The 16,853-nt window shown below is 60.8% G+C and carries 10 protein-coding genes; 5 read left to right on the forward strand and 5 right to left on the reverse strand.

What is annotated here, in order from left to right; translation table 11 throughout:
- Positions 1–5: 5 nt before the first annotated feature.
- The 3 genes from BW33_RS12845 to BW33_RS12855 form a co-directional block, all read right to left on the reverse strand.
- Positions 6–4,688, reverse strand: a complete 4,683-nt coding sequence (locus tag BW33_RS12845) for an NEL-type E3 ubiquitin ligase domain-containing protein (protein ID WP_047599334.1) — start codon at positions 4,686–4,688, stop codon at positions 6–8.
- Positions 4,689–4,852: 164 nt separating this feature from the next.
- Positions 4,853–7,966 (reverse strand): transglycosylase domain-containing protein, encoded by a 3,114-nt coding sequence (locus BW33_RS12850; protein ID WP_047599335.1) that lies wholly within the window; start codon positions 7,964–7,966, stop codon positions 4,853–4,855.
- Positions 7,967–8,232: 266 nt separating this feature from the next.
- The gene (locus BW33_RS12855) at positions 8,233–8,691 is read right to left on the reverse strand and encodes an REP-associated tyrosine transposase (protein WP_047599336.1); all 459 of its coding nucleotides are present in this window, start codon (positions 8,689–8,691) and stop codon (positions 8,233–8,235) included.
- Positions 8,692–9,316: 625 nt separating this feature from the next.
- Between BW33_RS12855 and BW33_RS12860 the strand changes: the two genes are divergently transcribed.
- The 4 genes from BW33_RS12860 to BW33_RS12875 all read left to right on the forward strand — a co-directional run bounded on the left by BW33_RS12860 (position 9,317) and on the right by BW33_RS12875 (position 13,153).
- The gene (locus tag BW33_RS12860; RefSeq protein ID WP_047599337.1) at positions 9,317–10,735 is read left to right on the forward strand and encodes an amino acid permease; all 1,419 of its coding nucleotides are present in this window, start codon (positions 9,317–9,319) and stop codon (positions 10,733–10,735) included.
- Positions 10,736–10,933: 198 nt separating this feature from the next.
- A complete protein-coding gene (locus BW33_RS12865) occupies positions 10,934–11,164 on the forward strand; it encodes a hypothetical protein (protein ID WP_047599339.1) in 231 nt (76 codons plus the stop codon).
- 70 nt (positions 11,165–11,234) lie between these two features.
- Entirely contained in the window at positions 11,235–11,597 is a 363-nt protein-coding gene (locus BW33_RS12870) for a GtrA family protein (protein WP_047599340.1), read from the forward strand.
- On the forward strand, positions 11,594–13,153 hold the full coding sequence (locus BW33_RS12875; protein ID WP_052032717.1) for a glycosyltransferase family 39 protein: 1,560 nt from the start codon (positions 11,594–11,596) through the stop codon (positions 13,151–13,153). Before BW33_RS12870 ends, BW33_RS12875 begins: the two co-directional genes overlap by 4 nt.
- Positions 13,154–13,173: 20 nt before the next feature.
- On the opposite strand, the gene BW33_RS12880 is transcribed toward BW33_RS12875, so the two are convergent.
- Together BW33_RS12880 and BW33_RS12885 are read right to left on the reverse strand one after the other, a co-directional pair.
- Positions 13,174–14,793 carry an FMN-binding glutamate synthase family protein gene (locus tag BW33_RS12880; RefSeq protein ID WP_047599342.1) on the reverse strand — a complete coding sequence of 540 codons (1,620 nt, stop codon included), beginning with the start codon at positions 14,791–14,793 and terminating at the stop codon, positions 13,174–13,176.
- Positions 14,794–15,026: 233 nt separating this feature from the next.
- Positions 15,027–15,827 (reverse strand): helix-turn-helix transcriptional regulator, encoded by an 801-nt coding sequence (locus BW33_RS12885; RefSeq protein WP_047599343.1) that lies wholly within the window; start codon positions 15,825–15,827, stop codon positions 15,027–15,029.
- Positions 15,828–15,951: 124 nt separating this feature from the next.
- Here BW33_RS12885 and BW33_RS12890 point away from each other — a divergent pair, with 124 nt between their 5' ends.
- Positions 15,952–16,773 (forward strand): carbon-nitrogen hydrolase family protein, encoded by an 822-nt coding sequence (locus BW33_RS12890; protein WP_047599345.1) that lies wholly within the window; start codon positions 15,952–15,954, stop codon positions 16,771–16,773.
- The last annotated feature ends 80 nt before the right edge of the window (positions 16,774–16,853 follow it).

The following is a 16,853-nucleotide window of genomic DNA, read 5'->3' on the forward strand; positions in this document are numbered from 1 at the left end:
CGTTATCAAAGACCGGCGCGGGTCAGGGCTTCACGGGTCAGGCGACGCGCGAGCTCTTTTTCGTCATCCGCCAGATCGACCAGCAGCCGGTCGAACAGCGTGTCGCTGATCGGTTCCTCATTGAACACCACGGTTGCCGGCGCCGGCAGATCGTTCATCAACGTCTTGAGCTGTTCGCGCAAGGCTGCGCGTTCCTCGGCCACGGTCGATTGCACCCACTGGTGCTGGATTTCGCGCAGCGATTCAAGGGCTTCGTAGCGGTGCTGGAACAGACGCTTGTTGCTTTCCAGGCGCACGGGATAGCGCTCGCTCAGGTACTCTTTCCAGAAGTCGAGCTCAAGCATCTGGTTGACCAGACCATCGCCTTCACTCAGCGCCAGTACCGTGTCGCAGGCCTGATCGATCATCGCGTCAGTGACGCCGGACACCGGCCGGTACAGCATGCCCTCGGACTGCCAGGGCAAGCCGAGACGTTTGGCCAGGCCGGTCTGGTAGGCCAGATAAACCTCCACGTCGTCGGGATTGCCGCCCCGGCTGGCAACATCGGCCCGGGCGATTTCGTTGACCTGCTCCAGGCGCGCTGCGCCTTTGGCCAGCGTCACCAGCTTCAGTTCCAGTTCCTTCGGCTCGACCGAATAGGCATGCGCCTCGTAGGCCAGGACGTTCACCCCCATGTGGTTGAACAGCTGCGCACCGGCATCGGCGCAATCCACCGGCGCCACCACCATGGTGAACAGTTTTTCGCGCAAGCGACTGTCGACGTGCACGGCATCGAGCATGCGCCAGACGCGTTGCATCAACTGCTCGCGCGCCGTTCCACCCGCACGGAAATCGGCAAACTCACGCACGCTGAGTAACGTCGCCATGAACGGTTCGGCCATGGGATCTTCCACCAGCTCTGTCCACGGTGTTTCGCGATCAACGCCCCAGCCCGGTACGTCGGCCCAGTAGTCGGCGCCATAGTTGGAGATGATCGAGGTGCCTGGGATGGCGACCGGCATGATCGGCTCCGGTGGCAGTGCCATCGAACGGCGGCTGTCCTGGTAGCGCAACTGGTTGAGGTCTGACAGGGCGGCGACGTCCAGACGCGTGCGCGCCACCAGCCATTGCCCATCGGAACCGCTCGGCACGTCGGGGATAACCGTCAGCGGGTTGCCGCGCAGATCGAGCAGCAAACCGCGTGGCCGTGGCTTGGCCAGAATGCCGTCCGGCCAGGTGGTCAGGCCGGTGTTCTTCAGCGCCACCACCTTGAGGCGCGGCATGCGTGACAGATCGGGCGACAGCCCCAGCGGGTTGTCGTCCATTCTCAGCACTTCGAGGTAGGTCAGGTTGCCTAGCCGTTCGACGGCGGCGCGGTCCAGCACAATGTGGTTGTTGTTCAGACGCAGACGTTCGAGGCGGGGCATCGTGATCCCGACGCGTTCCGGCAAGCGCGTCAGCTCGCAGTATTTGGCACTCAGCTCGACCACGTTCGGAAAATCCTTGAGCAGGCCGTTGGCGTCGGGGGAAAACCGCGCGTTGTCGAGATTGAGCAGCGTGACCTTGTCGAGAAACTTCTTCAGCGGCGGACGTTTCGCCCACCAGGTTTCCAGATCCGTGGAGAGCAGTTCCCGCGACAGGTCCAGCGCATAGGCCGATGGGTCGGCGCGGTTGCCCAGGTGCGCGTTCTTGCGTTCGAAGCAGTTCAGCAGACTTTCGTAGATATGCAGCCCGCCACCGTCACGGAATCCCTGACTGCCCGGCCCCCAGGTCTGCGGTTGCTGATAGCGCCAGCGATGGACGATGACCCGCAGTTCATCGAGTTCATCTTCATGTGCCTCGATGGCCTTGAGCGGCTCGCCGCGTTCGGTCAAGGCATTGGCAAACGCTTCGACCTCGCTCGGGCTGAAATGCGGATGCAGATCCTGGATGCGTTGCTCCAGCGTGGCGGCATTGCGGCTCAGGCCCGGGCCGCGCACCAGAAACAGGGTGTTGTATTCAGCGATCGGGCGGATCGGCGGACTGGCGAGTAGAGTGCGCCGCTCGCTGGGGGCCTGGGTTCTGGCGATGATCCACTGCTTGAACGGTTCGATGTCGTCGGTTCGATACCCCAGGGCACTGCGGCCATCGTGATTGATCGCCTGCAGGATTGCCTCGTACAGGCCACTGGCGGGGTGGATCGGCAGGTTCGCGCCATCGCGCACTTGATAGCGATCGGCAGCGACCCGCACCAGCACCCGGATGCGCTCGGCGATCGCCGCACCGGCCTCGCAACGCAACTCGCCGTCGAACGTGCCTTCACGGATTTCAATCCGCAGCGCCCCGAAGGTATCGCTGTAATGCCGCAGCGCGCCGAGTATCAGCCGTTCGCTGTCGATGTTGCTCAGGGCTTCCTGCTGCAGACCCTGGGCGGCGCGCACGGACTGCAATTCAAACTGCACCTCGCGGGCGGTCGTGCGCAAACGCAAGGGCAAACGGCGTTGCGTCGTGGCTTGCTGCTGTTCCATCGGCCGGGCATGGGTAACCACCCGTTCGGCGAGAACCGGCGTCAATTGTGGACAATCCACCAGCACCTGGCTGGCCGCCGGCGACAGTGGCGCGTCGGGCTGCACCGGACGCGCCGGGCCGAGTCGATCCAGCATGTCGCTGAGCAACGGCGGCGGCGGGGTGTTGTCGACATGCATGCGGCGTAGCATGTCCTCGTCGGTACCGCTCAGCAGGCGCATGTGCTCCAGTTGCGCGTCGCTGAAACCATCGGTGCGATGACCGATGCGCCGCAGCAGTTTTCGCCCGTCCCACAGACGCGGATTTTCCGTTTCACAGACCCAGGCGCCGTCGGCGTTGTGTGCAAGCGTCGGCGCGTAGGCCCGGGGACGTCGCGGATGGCGCAGGCGGTGTTTCCCGGAAACCGGATCCTTGCTCACCTCGAAGACGTGTTGATCCAGGCGCAGCAGGTGTTTGTCCCCCAGCGTATGAACGCCGTTCGCATCGGGACGGGGCGGGCTCGGCAGTGTCTGTTCCGGCAGGCGATAGGGCGCCAGATCCGGGTGCCAGAGGCGGGTCTGGCCATCGCCCAACTGCACCGGTTTCAGGCCTTCGACAAACGAGGACAGCTTGACCCGTGCGACACGTCCCAGGCTGGCGCCAGCGGCGAAGGCGCCGAGCTGGACGATGCTTTGCAGCACGCCGATGGCTTGCTCACCCGCTTCGGCCAAGTGCCCTTCGGCCATGTCGACGATGCCTTCAAAGACGCCGTCGAGCAGTTGATACGTGGTGTAGGCCAGCATCAATTCGCCGAGCCCCGGCACCAGCGGGGTGACTACCAGCAGCGCCACGTTGAAGATGTCCGAGAAGATTTTCCCCAGGTTGTCCCACCAGGCCCAGCGGGCCATGCGGTCGGCATACTCGGTCGAAATGGCGATCTCCCGCGCGTCATTGAAAATCTTGTTGAGCTTCTGCTGATGGAAGTAAGCCCAGAGACTGCCGGTGTAGCGGGTGTCGCGGTCGTCCTGGATTTTTGTCAGGCGAAAGCGCAGGTCGGGGTGATCCACAGGCGTTTCGCGCCAACTGGGCAGGTGGGTTCCCGGCGGTACGGCGTGCCATTTCACGGTGCTCAGGCGGGCGTTCAAGCCTGCAAAAAAATGCCCGCGCTGCTGATGGTTCACGAACTGGCTGAAAAACCGCTGATAGCTGCCGGAAGCGTCGCGGTCGCGCAGTTGTCGCGTCAGTTCCGCCATGAAGTCCAGTGCCGAGGGGTATTGTCTGAGCGGGTGCTCCGGGTCATGGGGCACATAGGCAATCACCGGGACCGGGGCATCGGCGGAGTCCACATCAGGGGCGATGAGGGTGATACCGGTCAGCGCCGTATCCATCATGGCGAGGTTGTAGTAGTTGATGGCGCGCCCGCGCCAGCGCAGGTTGCGGCGATCATCGAGCATGCCCTGGATGACCTCGTAGGCGTCGCGGTCAATGTCCTTTTTCGCCAGGGCCAGTTGGGCACAGACGCTCAATGTACTTTTCTGACTGAAGATGACCCGGTACTGCAAAACCTGGTGGGCCACACGGTTGCCCGAGCGCAGAAACTCGTGCAGATGCTGCTCGTATCGGGCGCCGATATTCAGCTCGCGGCACAGTGACTTGAACTGCTCGATACTCAGTTTGTGCTTGAGCGGCCTGACCGTGAAGTGGCCGTTGGCATCGGGGCGGGTGGTGAACTCCGAGTCCGGGCTGAACGCTTCGTCGCGGGAAAAATTATGCAATGCAGCGTCGAGCAGCGAGACGGTCCGGCTGGTGGTTGCACCGACAAAGTCATGGGCCCACCACGCACTGTTGACGGGGGCGTACAGACGCAACCAGGTGTTTTCGACGTCGTCCTCGACGCCGAAGCGCTGTTGCAGCGCCTGCTGCAATAACGGCCTGGCGAAAGCGTAGACGTCTTGCAGACGGCTCAAGGCCTTGTCCACTTCGTTTTGTGCTTTCCAGGCATTTTGCATCTGTTGTTGCAGACGCCGATGTTCGGCGTCCGATACCTGTTGATACCAGGCTGGCAGCTTCAGTCGGTGCAGCTGCAACTCATTGACCCGAGCCGCTGAGCTTGCGCGCAGCCAGGCCGGAATGGCTTTTTCGATCGTCTGATAATGAACACTGACATCCGGTGAGACGAGGTGCGCCGTGCGTGGCGGTTGCCCCTGCGGGGAAAGGGTGGGCATTGCTGGATCGTCCTTGATCAAAAATGGAGCGATCAGCCTAGGCAAGGACAGTGGGTGAAAAAAGCGCAAATACCCGGTTGAAACCGCCGGGGTTGCGCACGGAGCCTTCGAAAAACACGGAGTGAAAAATACACAGTTACCACCCCGTCACAGCGCTTTCGTGCTTAGCGGGCGGCAGTGACCTCCGGTGCCTGGCACATCGTGTGCGTACCCGGTTGCAGGTACGGCGAGAGGATCGGCGCCATGCCCTTGAGCACCTGCACCGGCAGCGCCGAGGTGAACTTGAAGTTCTCCGCCGAGCGCCCGGGGACGAATGCGGTGAGCGTGCCGAAGTGGTTGTTGCCGATGTAGAACACGAATGTCGCGGTACGGTTGATCGACTTCGAACTGAGGATCCGCCCGCCGGAGCCGATGGCTTCGATGCGGTTGTCGCCGGTGCCGGTCTTGCCGCCCATCACCAGCGGGGTGCCGTCGGCGATTTTGAAACTGCCGGAAACCCGTTTCGCCGTACCCGAGTCCACCACTTGCGAGAGCGCCTCGCGCATCGCTGTGGCGACCTCCGAAGGCATCACCCGTTTGCCCACATGCGGGTCGTTGGTCAGGCGCGTTTCATAGGGTGTGCCTGCGGCAAAGTGCAGGCTGTCGATGCGCAGCGTGGGCATGCGCACGCCATCGTTGAGGATGGTGCCGATCAGTTCGGCCAGCGCGGCAGGGCGATCGCCGGAGCTGCCGATGGCGGTGGCCAGCGACGGCACCAGATGGTCGAACGGATAGCCGACTTTCTGCCAGCGCTGGTGGATTTCCAGGAACGCTTCGATCTCGAGCATGGTGCGGATGCGGCTGTCACGGGCGCCCTTGTGCTTGCTCTTGAACAGCCAGCTGTAAACCTCCTGACGCTCGAACTGGCTGGCCTTGACCACCTGGCTGAAGGTGGCGTCCGGGTTGTGCAGCAGGTAGCCCATCAGCCACAGATCCAGCGGGTGCACTTTGGCAATGAAGCCCTGATCCGGCAGATCGTAGGTGCCCGGGCCGTAAGCGTCGTACAGCCGGATCAGGCGATCGTCGGTGAGTTTTTCAGTGAGCTTGGCGCCTTTGAGGTGCGCGCGCACGAAACTGTTGAAATCTTCCTGACTGGCATCGGGCAGCAGATAACGGTGCACGGCGGCCATGCGGATCGGGGTCGGGCGCATGCTGTCGAGGAAGGTGTCGAGGCGCGCCTGAGTGTCCTTGTTCTTGTACTTCTTCCAGAACTTGAGCAGGAACGAAGTCCCTTCGCGATCGGCAAAACTGGCGAGGTATTCCTGACGCCGCGGGTCACGGTCGTCCTTGAGCAACTCGGCGCTGCTGTTGGGGCCGGAGTAGGTGACGTAGCGCACCACATCGCGCATCAGGCGAATGAATGGCAGGTTGATCGACTCGCGCAGCGCATCGCGCAGGGTCGGCAGGCGGCCGTTGTCTTCCTTGCGAAAGTTGTGGAACACATGCAGGCCGCCACCGGTGAAAAACGCCTCGCCGGGGCTGGCCGAATACTTGCGGTCGAGTGCGGCGCCGAGCATTTTCGACAGATCATGGTCCTTGTTCTGGATCAGGTAGTCGATCACCCACTGGCTGAGGCGGTCCTGATCCGGCACTTCGACTTTCTTCAGTTCCGGCACGCTCATGGCGCCGTACTTGTCGTGCAGTTCAGAGATGATCTGCAGGTAAGTGGTGAGCACGCGCATCTTCGCTGTCGAGCCGAGCTCCAGTTTGCTGCCTTCATTGATGTCGAACGGCTGGTCGGTGCTGTCGGTCTGCACGCGCACTCGCGAGCCGTCCGGCGTGAGTTCGAACAGGGTGAAGCTATAACGCACCTGGGTGGTGCTGGTCGGGGTGAGCAGGCGTTCGCCGATCAAACCGATCTGCCCGGCAAACGTGGGGTCGGCGAGTTTTTTCAGGTAGTCGGTGGTCTGGGTCTGCAATTCGCTCTGCAAGGTGCTGGTGGCCGACAGGTCGAGGCGATCGAGGTCATACAGCGGACGGTTGAGCATACTCGCCAGACGGCTGCGGGCGACGCTGATGCCTTTGTTGGTTTCGATCGGTTGAATGGTCGGCTGGGTCTGCCAGTCGCGGTAAGTGACCTTGCTCGCCAGTGCGGCATCGGCCAGCGCGCCGTCGATTACGCCGTTCTGCTTGAGCAGGCGCAAGTGGCTGTCGGTGAGGTTGGCGAGTTCTTCACGGCCCTTGTTCAGGTAATGCGAAGGGCGACGCTGGGCGATCATCAGCGAGAGCATTTCGCGCAGGGCCAGACCTTTGTCGGCCATGGTTTTCGGATCGGTGGCCGGGCTGTTCAGCTGTGCATTGGCCTGGTTGAAATCGCTGCCGTACCAGACCCGCAAACCTTCGGCCATGCCATGTACTTCGCCATGCCCCGGCACGGCGGAGAGGGGCACGCTGTTGAGGTAGTCGCGGATGATGTTCTGCCGCGCGCCGAGGGTTTCCGGCCCGGGCTGATAGGCGCGCACGCTGGCGGAAATCATCTGACGGATCTTCTCGGCGCCGGACACCGTCAGGCCATCGGGTGAGTGCCGGTACTTCTCCAGTTGCGTCGCCAGGGTGCTGCCCCCCGCCGATTGCCCCGGCAGGCTCAGCAACTTCGCCACCTGCGACCAGGCGGCCATGCCGAAGCGCGGCCAGTCCACCGCCGGGTTGGCCAGCGGTTGTTTGGGGTCGAGCAGAAAACGGTTTTCGATGAACAGCAGACTGCTGACCACTACCGGTGGAATCGCCGCGAAACTCGAATACAGCTGCTGCGGGTACTTGTACTGATACAACGGCGCAGCGCGGCAATCGGTAATCGACAGCCCGGCCTGGATCTTTTCCGAATAGGGCACGAACAGGCCTTTGTCGGTGTAGCTCAGCAGCGCGGGTGAAAACCGGGATTGCTCGGTGATCACATAATTGCGCTTGAGCAGACGCGGCAGGAATTCATCGAGGGCGCTGTAGCCCAGACGCAGATCGAACGGCCCGTTGCCCGGATAGCGGATCGCTTCGCTGGGGCCGGGCTCCAGCTGATATTTGAGCGAGGCGGCGTACTGGCTCAGCTCCCGGGACTGGAAACGCGAGGTGCGCATCTCCTTGCTCGCGGCCAGACCCACCACGATGGCAATAATCAGCAGCAATAACCAGAACGCCTTCCAGCCATGCCGGTTGCGGCGTTTTTTGGGGGGGACAGGCGCTTCATCCACACGTTCAGTCGGAACCACGGCTTTACTCGAATCGGTTTGCCACAAAGCGCCCATAGTCGATTGATCCATTCACGCAGATTGATCGGACTTGACTGAAGCTTAGACGGTGGTTGGTGATGGGGGAAAAAAAGTGCGGGGTTTGAGTGGGGTGGTTTCTGAAGAAAACTGCACCTGTGGCGAGGGAGCTTGCTCCCGCTGGACTGCGCAGCAGTCCCAATCCCTGTAGTCGCAATTTGTCTGAAACACCGCCTGCGCGGGTATTACGACGGCTCCGCCGCCGAGCGGGAGCAAGCTCCCTCGCCACAGGGAGAGTGGGAGGTTTAGAGCCAGCAGGCGTCCCAAAGCGGGTAGTCGCCAATCCGCTCCACCAATCCTGCCCGTAGCGGATTGGCGATGATGTATCGGGCGAAGGGTTTCAAGTCTTCGCCATCACGGATGGCGCGGTCGTGGTAGCCGGTTTGCCAAAACGCGCCTTTTCGGTTCAGGGCGCGATTAATCGACAATGTGCTGCGGGACTTCACCGCTTGCATCAGGCCTTCCATGTGCATTGCTTCCAGCTGGACCAACCAGTGGAGGTGATCAGGCATCACCACCCAGGCGATCGAGTCGACCCATCGCTGATCATGAGCTCGCCTGAGCTCCGCTACCAATAAACGGCCTACCTGCCAATCGCTGAATATCCTGCGGCGCTGATACACCACTGCAGTTATCAGATAGGCACGTCCCGATTCCGAATAGCGCCCTCGGCGTAGCCTGTGTGAATGTAGATGTTTACGCATTCCGTTGCGTCCTTTGCGAGTTCAATCCTTATTCACGCTAGTCGCAGCATTCAAGAATTGGGTCGGCGATGACTGTACGAAATTTCCGAAAATTTCCAGATGTCGGATCCTCTGTGGCGAGGGAGCTTGCTCCCGCTGGGTTGCGTAGCAACCCCAATCCCCCTAATCGCGACGTGTTTGAAACGCCGCGTGCGCAGGTTTTACGACTGCTTCGCAGTCTTGCGGGAGCAAGCTCCCTCGCCACAGGGGATTTGACAGTCAATTCATCGAAACCGCTGTGCTAGAGCCATTCCCCATGCAATACCACCAACGCAGGGGCATGACGGTGCACCCATGCTGTGCAATACTCGGCGGCCTTTTTGGTGGCGACTATTCCTACGTAAAGCAGTTAATGCCTCTCCGTAAACCGGCTTTCTGCCGAGAGTTCCCGCTGAATGTTGTGGTTTATAGAGTGAAAAGCCCTGTCACAAGCTTTTTATACTGCACGCCCCGCTGATCTTGCAGGTCGGGACCTGCAAGGCGCGTTTGCCCACGAGGCCGGCGCGGTTTCGGCAAGCCAGGGCCTATCGGTCGACGCTTCGCCACTCGGTGGTCATATCCAATAACAAGACGAGGTTGTATCCCTATGCCAGTCGGCAATCACCTGCCCCATGGCGAGACCGCTCACGGCGGCTCGCTCAAACGCGAACTCGGTGAACGGCATATCCGCCTGATGGCGCTCGGCGCCTGTATCGGCGTCGGCCTGTTCCTGGGTTCGGCCAAGGCCATTGAAATGGCCGGTCCGGCGATCATGCTGTCGTACATTCTCGGTGGCCTGGCGATCCTGGTGATCATGCGCGCCCTCGGTGAGATGGCCGTGCACAATCCGGTGGCCGGCTCGTTCAGCCGCTATGCCCAGGATTACCTCGGTCCGCTGGCGGGCTTTCTCACAGGCTGGAACTACTGGTTCCTGTGGCTGGTGACCTGCGTCGCGGAAATCACCGCCGTCGCCGTGTACATGGGCATCTGGTTCCCCGATGTGCCGCGCTGGATCTGGGCCCTCGCTGCGCTGATCAGCATGGGCTCGATCAACCTGATCGCGGTCAAAGCCTTCGGTGAATTCGAGTTCTGGTTCGCCCTGATCAAGATCGTCACCATCATCGCCATGGTCATCGGCGGCGTCGGCATCATTGCCTTCGGTTTCGGCAACGACGGCGTGGCACTGGGGATTTCCAACCTGTGGGCCCACGGCGGCTTCATGCCCAACGGCGTGACCGGTGTGCTGATGTCCCTGCAAATGGTCATGTTCGCCTACCTCGGTGTCGAGATGATCGGCCTGACCGCCGGTGAAGCGAAGAACCCGCAGAAGACCATTCCCGATGCGATCGGCTCGGTGTTCTGGCGCATTCTGCTGTTCTACGTGGGTGCGCTGTTCGTGATCCTGTCGATCTACCCGTGGAACGAAATCGGCACTCAGGGCAGCCCGTTCGTGATGACCTTCGAACGTCTGGGCATCAAGACCGCCGCCGGCATCATCAACTTCGTGGTGATCACTGCGGCGCTGTCGTCGTGCAACGGCGGCATCTTCAGCACCGGGCGCATGCTCTACAGCCTGGCGCAGAACGGCCAGGCCCCAGCCGGTTTCGCCAAGACCTCCAACGGCGTGCCACGCCGCGCGTTGCTGCTGTCGATTTTCGCGCTGCTGATCGGCGTGCTGCTCAACTACCTGGTGCCGGAGAAAGTCTTCGTCTGGGTCACCTCGATTGCGACCTTCGGCGCAATCTGGACCTGGGTGATGATCCTGCTGGCGCAACTGAAATTCCGCAAAGGCCTGAGCGCCAGCGAACGTGCCGGCCTGAAATACAAGATGTGGCTATACCCGGTCAGCTCGTACTTCGCGCTGGCGTTCCTGGTGCTGGTGGTCGGCCTGATGGCGTACTTCCCGGACACCCGCGTGGCGCTCTATGTGGGGCCGGCATTCCTGGTGCTGCTGACGGTATTGTTCTACGTGTTCAAGTTGCAGCCGACCGGTGAAACGCAGGGCGCGGTGCGTTCGGCCACTTGATCTAGCGCGATAGCAAAAGCAAAAGATCGCAGCCTGCGGCAGCTCTACACGGGACATGTATTCACCCTGTAGGAGCTGCCGCAGGCTGCGATCTTTTGCCGTTTTACCACCGCTCAGGAAGAGCGATACAAAACCCGAAGCAAGGCTCAAACCTGTAGCACTTTGCATTCTCGCGCGGCAGTGAATCGAGGCGCAGACATGAAGGTGAGCGCATTTCTCCAACGAGAGCTCAGTCACCGGCCGCTCGTGCTGTTCTTCCTGCTGGCCACCGTGTTGTACGTCCTGCCCCTGATCCTCGCCGACTTCCGCTACATCGACGACAACTGGCGATTACGGTTTCATCGTCATGAAAGAGCCGCCTCACGGCAGGTTGTTGCAGTGGTAACCCCGACCGTCCGTCGCAATCCACCCAGCACCTGTAATTTCTGACAGTAGACCACTCAAGCGCCATGCCCTAGCTTCGAAATTTGGCCGGACGAAGCTACGGCAAGGAGCGGTAATGAAGGGATTTCCTGCGCTGACAGTGATTGGAATCGCTGATGCACTTATCCACTGGCAGATTTTTTTCGTCCTGTGCAGCGCCATCGGATTCACCCAGGCGGCCAGTAACTTCGCCGCGTTCTGCGTGGCGGCAGCGTTCTCGTTTTACGTGAATATGCTCTACACCTTCGACAGCAAAACGCCGGTATTCGGCTACTTGCTGTTTATGGGAGGGATGGGGGGAGCAAGCTTCGCCATCGGCTCGATTGCCGATACGTGTGACTGGCATGGATTGCTGACGGTGACGGTGTTTACCGCGCTGAACCTGATATTGGGGTACTGCTTTTTCCGGTTTGTGCTGTTTCGTGGACAACGGACATGAAACCCTGGGTGGCCGTACCTTTTTTCAAAGACGCGAATGTTTCAGTGCGGGCCGATCGGCTGGCTCTGGCGGCAGTTCTGATTATTGCGCTGTGCGTGCGGTTCTACTCCATCACTGTCCCCGTGATCTGGTATGACGAGGCCTACAGTCTGCTGCTGGCTCGAGAAACGCCGGCGCGTATCTGGGCGTTGACCGCACTGGATGTGCATCCGCCGCTCTATTATGTGCTGTTGCATTATTGGTTGGCGGTGTGGGGAGAGTCTCCTTTGGCGGCTCGCGCATTCAGTGTGTTGGCGGATATCGGCACGTTGCTGCTTTGCGTCAAGCTGATGAGCCTGATCTCGACACGCAGGGCTACCTGGATTGCTGCCGTACTGCTGGCGCTACTGCCGATATCAGTGCGTTACAGTCAAGAAGCACGGATGTACACATTGCTTGGATTCTGGCTGATGGCCGCAACCGTGGCATTGCTATGTTGGGCAAGACATCCTGAGCAAAAACGCTTTGCGTTGATCTACGTTTTGCTGATGACTGCTGCGTTTTATACCCACTACTTCGCAGGATTGTGTGTGCTGGTGCATTGGCTGTTCTGGTGGCAGAGCCGGGCCACTCGGGACGGGGCGGCGATTTCAGCGCAATCATGGTTAGTTGCCAATATTGCGATCGTGTTTCTGTATTTGCCTTGGATTCCCCGTTTCATCCAGCAGCTAAGTGGCACCGGCAGCTTCGACTGGATAGAACCTGTGACGTTGCAGGGCGCCTTGACGCTTGTCTGGCAGTACACAGTTCTCGGGGAGGCTGCTTCAATACCTCTGACATGGCAACTGCTGCCGTGTGGGCTGATGTTGGTGTTTGCCGGAACAATCATCATCAGCAACCCCGACAAACGTCACTTCAGTGTTTTGCTGGTCAGTTACTTCTTTGTTCCGCTGGTCGCACTGTATCTGATTGCCTTGGCGCTTCCTTTATTTGTACCCCGATACCTGGTGTTCTGCGCGCCGGCCCTCGCGCTGATTTCTGCGGCGGCGATGGATATCTGGGGACGGCGTCGAATCATTCTGGCGAGCGCGGCGTTGCTATTGTTGGTCATTATGCAAGTTCACGGTCTGACGATGGTGTACCTGCAAACCGATGGATTAAACGGGACAGGCGCACGCAAGGACACAAGCTTCAGCTCATTGGTGACTCAGTTGAATCAGCTGGCGCATCCAGGAGACGAGATCGTGATCGCCAGTGCTTTCTGGTATCCGAGCTTCGCTTATTACAACACCACCGGTATTGATCCAAAGTTCGAGATCCGCTCATCGATTGATGGATTCTTGCAGCTCACCCGTCAGGGTGTGTTGAGCCTACTCAATGATCCGGTAATGAATGTCTATATCGATGGTGTGACGGTACTTGATTGTCCAGGCCGAAAAATCTGGTGGATTACCAATACGGTTTTGCCGAATGAACCACCGCGCCTTGCAAAAGTGAGGAGACCTTTGCAATCGTTGCAGGAGGGGAACGTTTCGTTGTATTCGTTTGCCTGCGACCGGAGTGCCGACCTCAACTGAAGCCGGCACTCCGGTTGCGCTCATGCAGCCACCACCTCGCTTGGCTCAAAACTGTCCGCCCGCGCCATCTGCCACATCCGCGAGTAAAACTCGCCATTCACCTCACCCGTGAGCAATTCCCCCGGTTTCAGAAACACATGCAGTTGCGAGAACAGTTTGATCTCGGTCGCCGACATGCGTCGCACCAGGTGCTTGGCCGACAGTTGCGACGGATGTTCGAGGCCTGCCGCCGCCAACATTTCCGCCAGTGCCTTGAGCGTGTTGCGGTGGAAGTTGTAAACGCGCTGGGCCTTGTCCGGGACGACGAGGGCGCGCTGGCGCAGGGCGTCTTGCGTGGCGACGCCGGTCGGGCATTTGTTGGTGTGGCAGCTTTGCGACTGAATGCAGCCGATGGCGAACATGAAGCCGCGCGCGGAATTGGCCCAGTCGGCGCCGATGGCGAGGACGCTGGCGATGTCGAAGGCGCTGACGATCTTGCCGCTGGCGCCGAGTTTGATCTTGTCGCGCAGGTTCAGGCCGACCAGGGTGTTGTGCACGAATAGCAGGCCTTCGCGCATCGGCACGCCGATGTGGTCGGTGAATTCGACCGGCGCCGCGCCGGTGCCGCCTTCCTTGCCGTCGACCACGATGAAGTCCGGCAGGATGCCGGTTTCCAGCATGGCCTTGGCGATCCCCATGAACTCCCACGGATGCCCGAGGCAGAACTTGAAGCCCACTGGTTTACCGCCGGACAGTTCACGCAGTTGCTGGATGAAATGCATCATTTCGATCGGCGTGGAAAACGCGCTGTGGCGTGACGGCGAGATGCAGTCTTCGCCCATCAAGATGCCGCGGGTGTCAGCGATTTCCTGGGTAACCTTGTGCTTGGGCAGGATCCCGCCATGACCCGGTTTGGCGCCCTGGCTCATCTTGATTTCGATCATCCGCACCTGCGGATTCTGCGCCTGAGTGGCGAAGCGTTCCGGGTCAAAACGGCCGTCGCTGGTGCGGCAACCAAAGTAGCCGCTGCCCAGTTCCCAGGTCAGGTCGCCGCCGTGTTCGCGGTGATACGGGCTGATGCTGCCTTCGCCGGTGTCGTGGGCGAAGTTGCCGAGCTTGGCGCCCTGGTTCAACGCGCGGATGGCGTTGGCGCTGAGCGAGCCGAAGCTCATCGCCGAGATGTTGAACACCGAGGCCGAATACGGCTGCGTGCACTGCGGCCCGCCGACGGTGACGCGGAAACTGCTCGGGTCGCTCAACGGCGCCGGGCGCATCGAATGGCCGATGAACTCAAAGCCCGATTGATAGACATCGATCAGGGTGCCGAAGGGTTTGTCGGCGCTTTCATTCTTCGCCCGCGAATACACCAGCGAACGCTGGGCGCGGGAGAAGGGCAGGGCGTCGCTGTCGGATTCCAGCAGGTACTGGCGAATTTCCGGGCGGATGCCTTCGACCAGATAGCGGATGTTGCCCAGGATCGGGTAGTTGCGGCGCACCGCGTGCGGGCTCTGCAGCAGGTCGAACAGACCGAGCAGGCTCAGCACGCCGGTGACGGCGGTGATCGGCCACAGCCAATCGTGTTCGAGAAAGGGCAGGCTGGCGAGGGTGAACATCACGCAGACGGCAAAGAAGGCGTAGCGGCTCAGGAGTGACAGGCTCATACGGTTTCCTTGGTTCGGACTCAATGGTTACCCATGGCGCGCAGACTGGCTTGCTCTTGTGGCGAGGGAGCTTGCTCCCGCTGGGTTGCGCAGCAGCCCAAAACCTGGCCATCACGGTCTGTCTGCTGCATCGCGTGACCAGGTTTTGCGACTGCTGCGCAGTCGAGCGGGAGCAAGCTCCCTCGCCACAGGGGATTCCAAGCTTCAGATATCTCCTGCGTACCAAGGCTTTTTCAGGCGTTCTGCGCCTGGAGAAAAATCGAAAACAGCTCCGACTGGGACTTGATCCCCAGCTTGCTGTACATGTGTTTCTTATGGACTTTCACGGTTTCTACGGAGATTTCCAGCTTACGGGCGATTTCTTTACTGGAGCAACCGCTGAGCATCAACCGACCGACATCCAGCTCCCGGGCGGTCAGCTGCGCGCCTTTGAGTTGTTGCACCGACGCTTCCAGTTGCACCCGCCAGTCGGCCGCTGCTGGTGCGGCAGCGAGAGCCACGGTCTGGTTGATCTCGTACGGCAGGCGCTGACGCAACAGGCCCAGCACCCAGGGCTGGATCAATGACAGCAACGCAATCTGTTCGCCAGTGAAACGTTTTTCACTGCCCAGCGACAGGCACAACGTGCGTTCGCCTTCAAGTTGGCAATTGAACTGGATTTCGTCGGCGACCACATTCAGACGAAAGTATCGCTGGTAATACTCGGTCAGCTCGAAATGCTCCGGCGCCACCTCGGACAGGCGCAACAGCCCGGTGCGCGACTGCTCGCGGCAGGCGATGTAGAACGGGTCGAGCAGGTACAACCCGCGCAGATAATCCTGAAACAACGGGTCAGGGCTGCCGTCGTCGCCGGGGCATTCGGCGAACACCTGCGGGTGTTGATCGGCGCTGAACAGCAGCACCACCCAGCTATCGAACGCCACGTACTGGTCGAGCAGGCGCACCAGTTGCGCCCAGAAATTCGGCTTGTCGAGGGCGTCGATCAGTTGGCCGACGGCGCGGTGCCAGGTGATGTCATCAAACGAAACGGACATGGACTACCCCTATCGGGTTACCCCGGCCGCGTGATTCCCTGGCCGGTTGCTTGCTGCGCATACTGGCCCACAGACAGCCACCGGGCAATCTTTCAGCGCCCGGCCATGACCACAAGGACTCGCGATGAAAGTCGAACTCGCCCAATTGGCGGGCCGTGACAAAGACACGGCGTACAACCTCGAACGTGCCCTCGCGGCGATTGCCGCGTGCGCCGCCGACACGCAATTGATCGTATTCCCGGAAACCCACCTGATGGGCTTCCCGACCACCGACACCGTGGCGCAGATCGCCGAACCGCTGGAGGGCCCGACCGTCAGCGCGGTGCTGGCCGCCGCCCGCGAGCGCAATATCGCCGTGGTGATCGGCATGGCCGAAAGCGACAACGGGCGCTTCTACAACACCACGCTGCTGATCACCCCCGAAGGCATCGCGCTCAAATATCGCAAGACCCACCTCTGGGCCTCGGATCGCGGCGTGTTCGACCCCGGCGATCGTTATGCCACCTGCGAATGGCACGGTGTGCGCGTCGGCCTGCTGATCTGCTACGACATCGAGTTCCCCGAATCCGCCCGCGCACTGGCGCAACTGGGGGCCGAGTTGCTGATCGTGACCAACGGCAACATGGATCCGTACGCCCCGACCCACCGCACCGCGATCATGGCCCGCGCCCAGGAAAACCAGGCGTTTGCACTGATGGTCAACCGCGTCGAAGCCGGGGATGACGGCTTGATGTTTGCCGGTGGCAGTGCGCTGGTCGATCCGCTGGGGACGCTGCTGTTCGAAGCGGGGCGTGAGGAAGGGCAGTTCAGCGTCGAGCTGGATTTCGACCGATTGGAGATTGCGCGCAAGGATTACCGCTATCTGGAGGATCAGCGGTTGAAGCTGCCGGGGGAGGTGGTGGAGCACGCGTGCGGATTGCGTGAGTGGCTGATCCCTGCGCGCTGAAGATCAACAGATCGCAGCCTTCGGCAGCTCCTACACCATTGCAAAGCGTACCCCTGTAGGAGCTGCCGAAGGCTGCGATC

It is taken from the genome of Pseudomonas sp. RIT288, from assembly GCF_000631985.1.
Taxonomy (GTDB): Bacteria; Pseudomonadota; Gammaproteobacteria; order Pseudomonadales; family Pseudomonadaceae; genus Aquipseudomonas.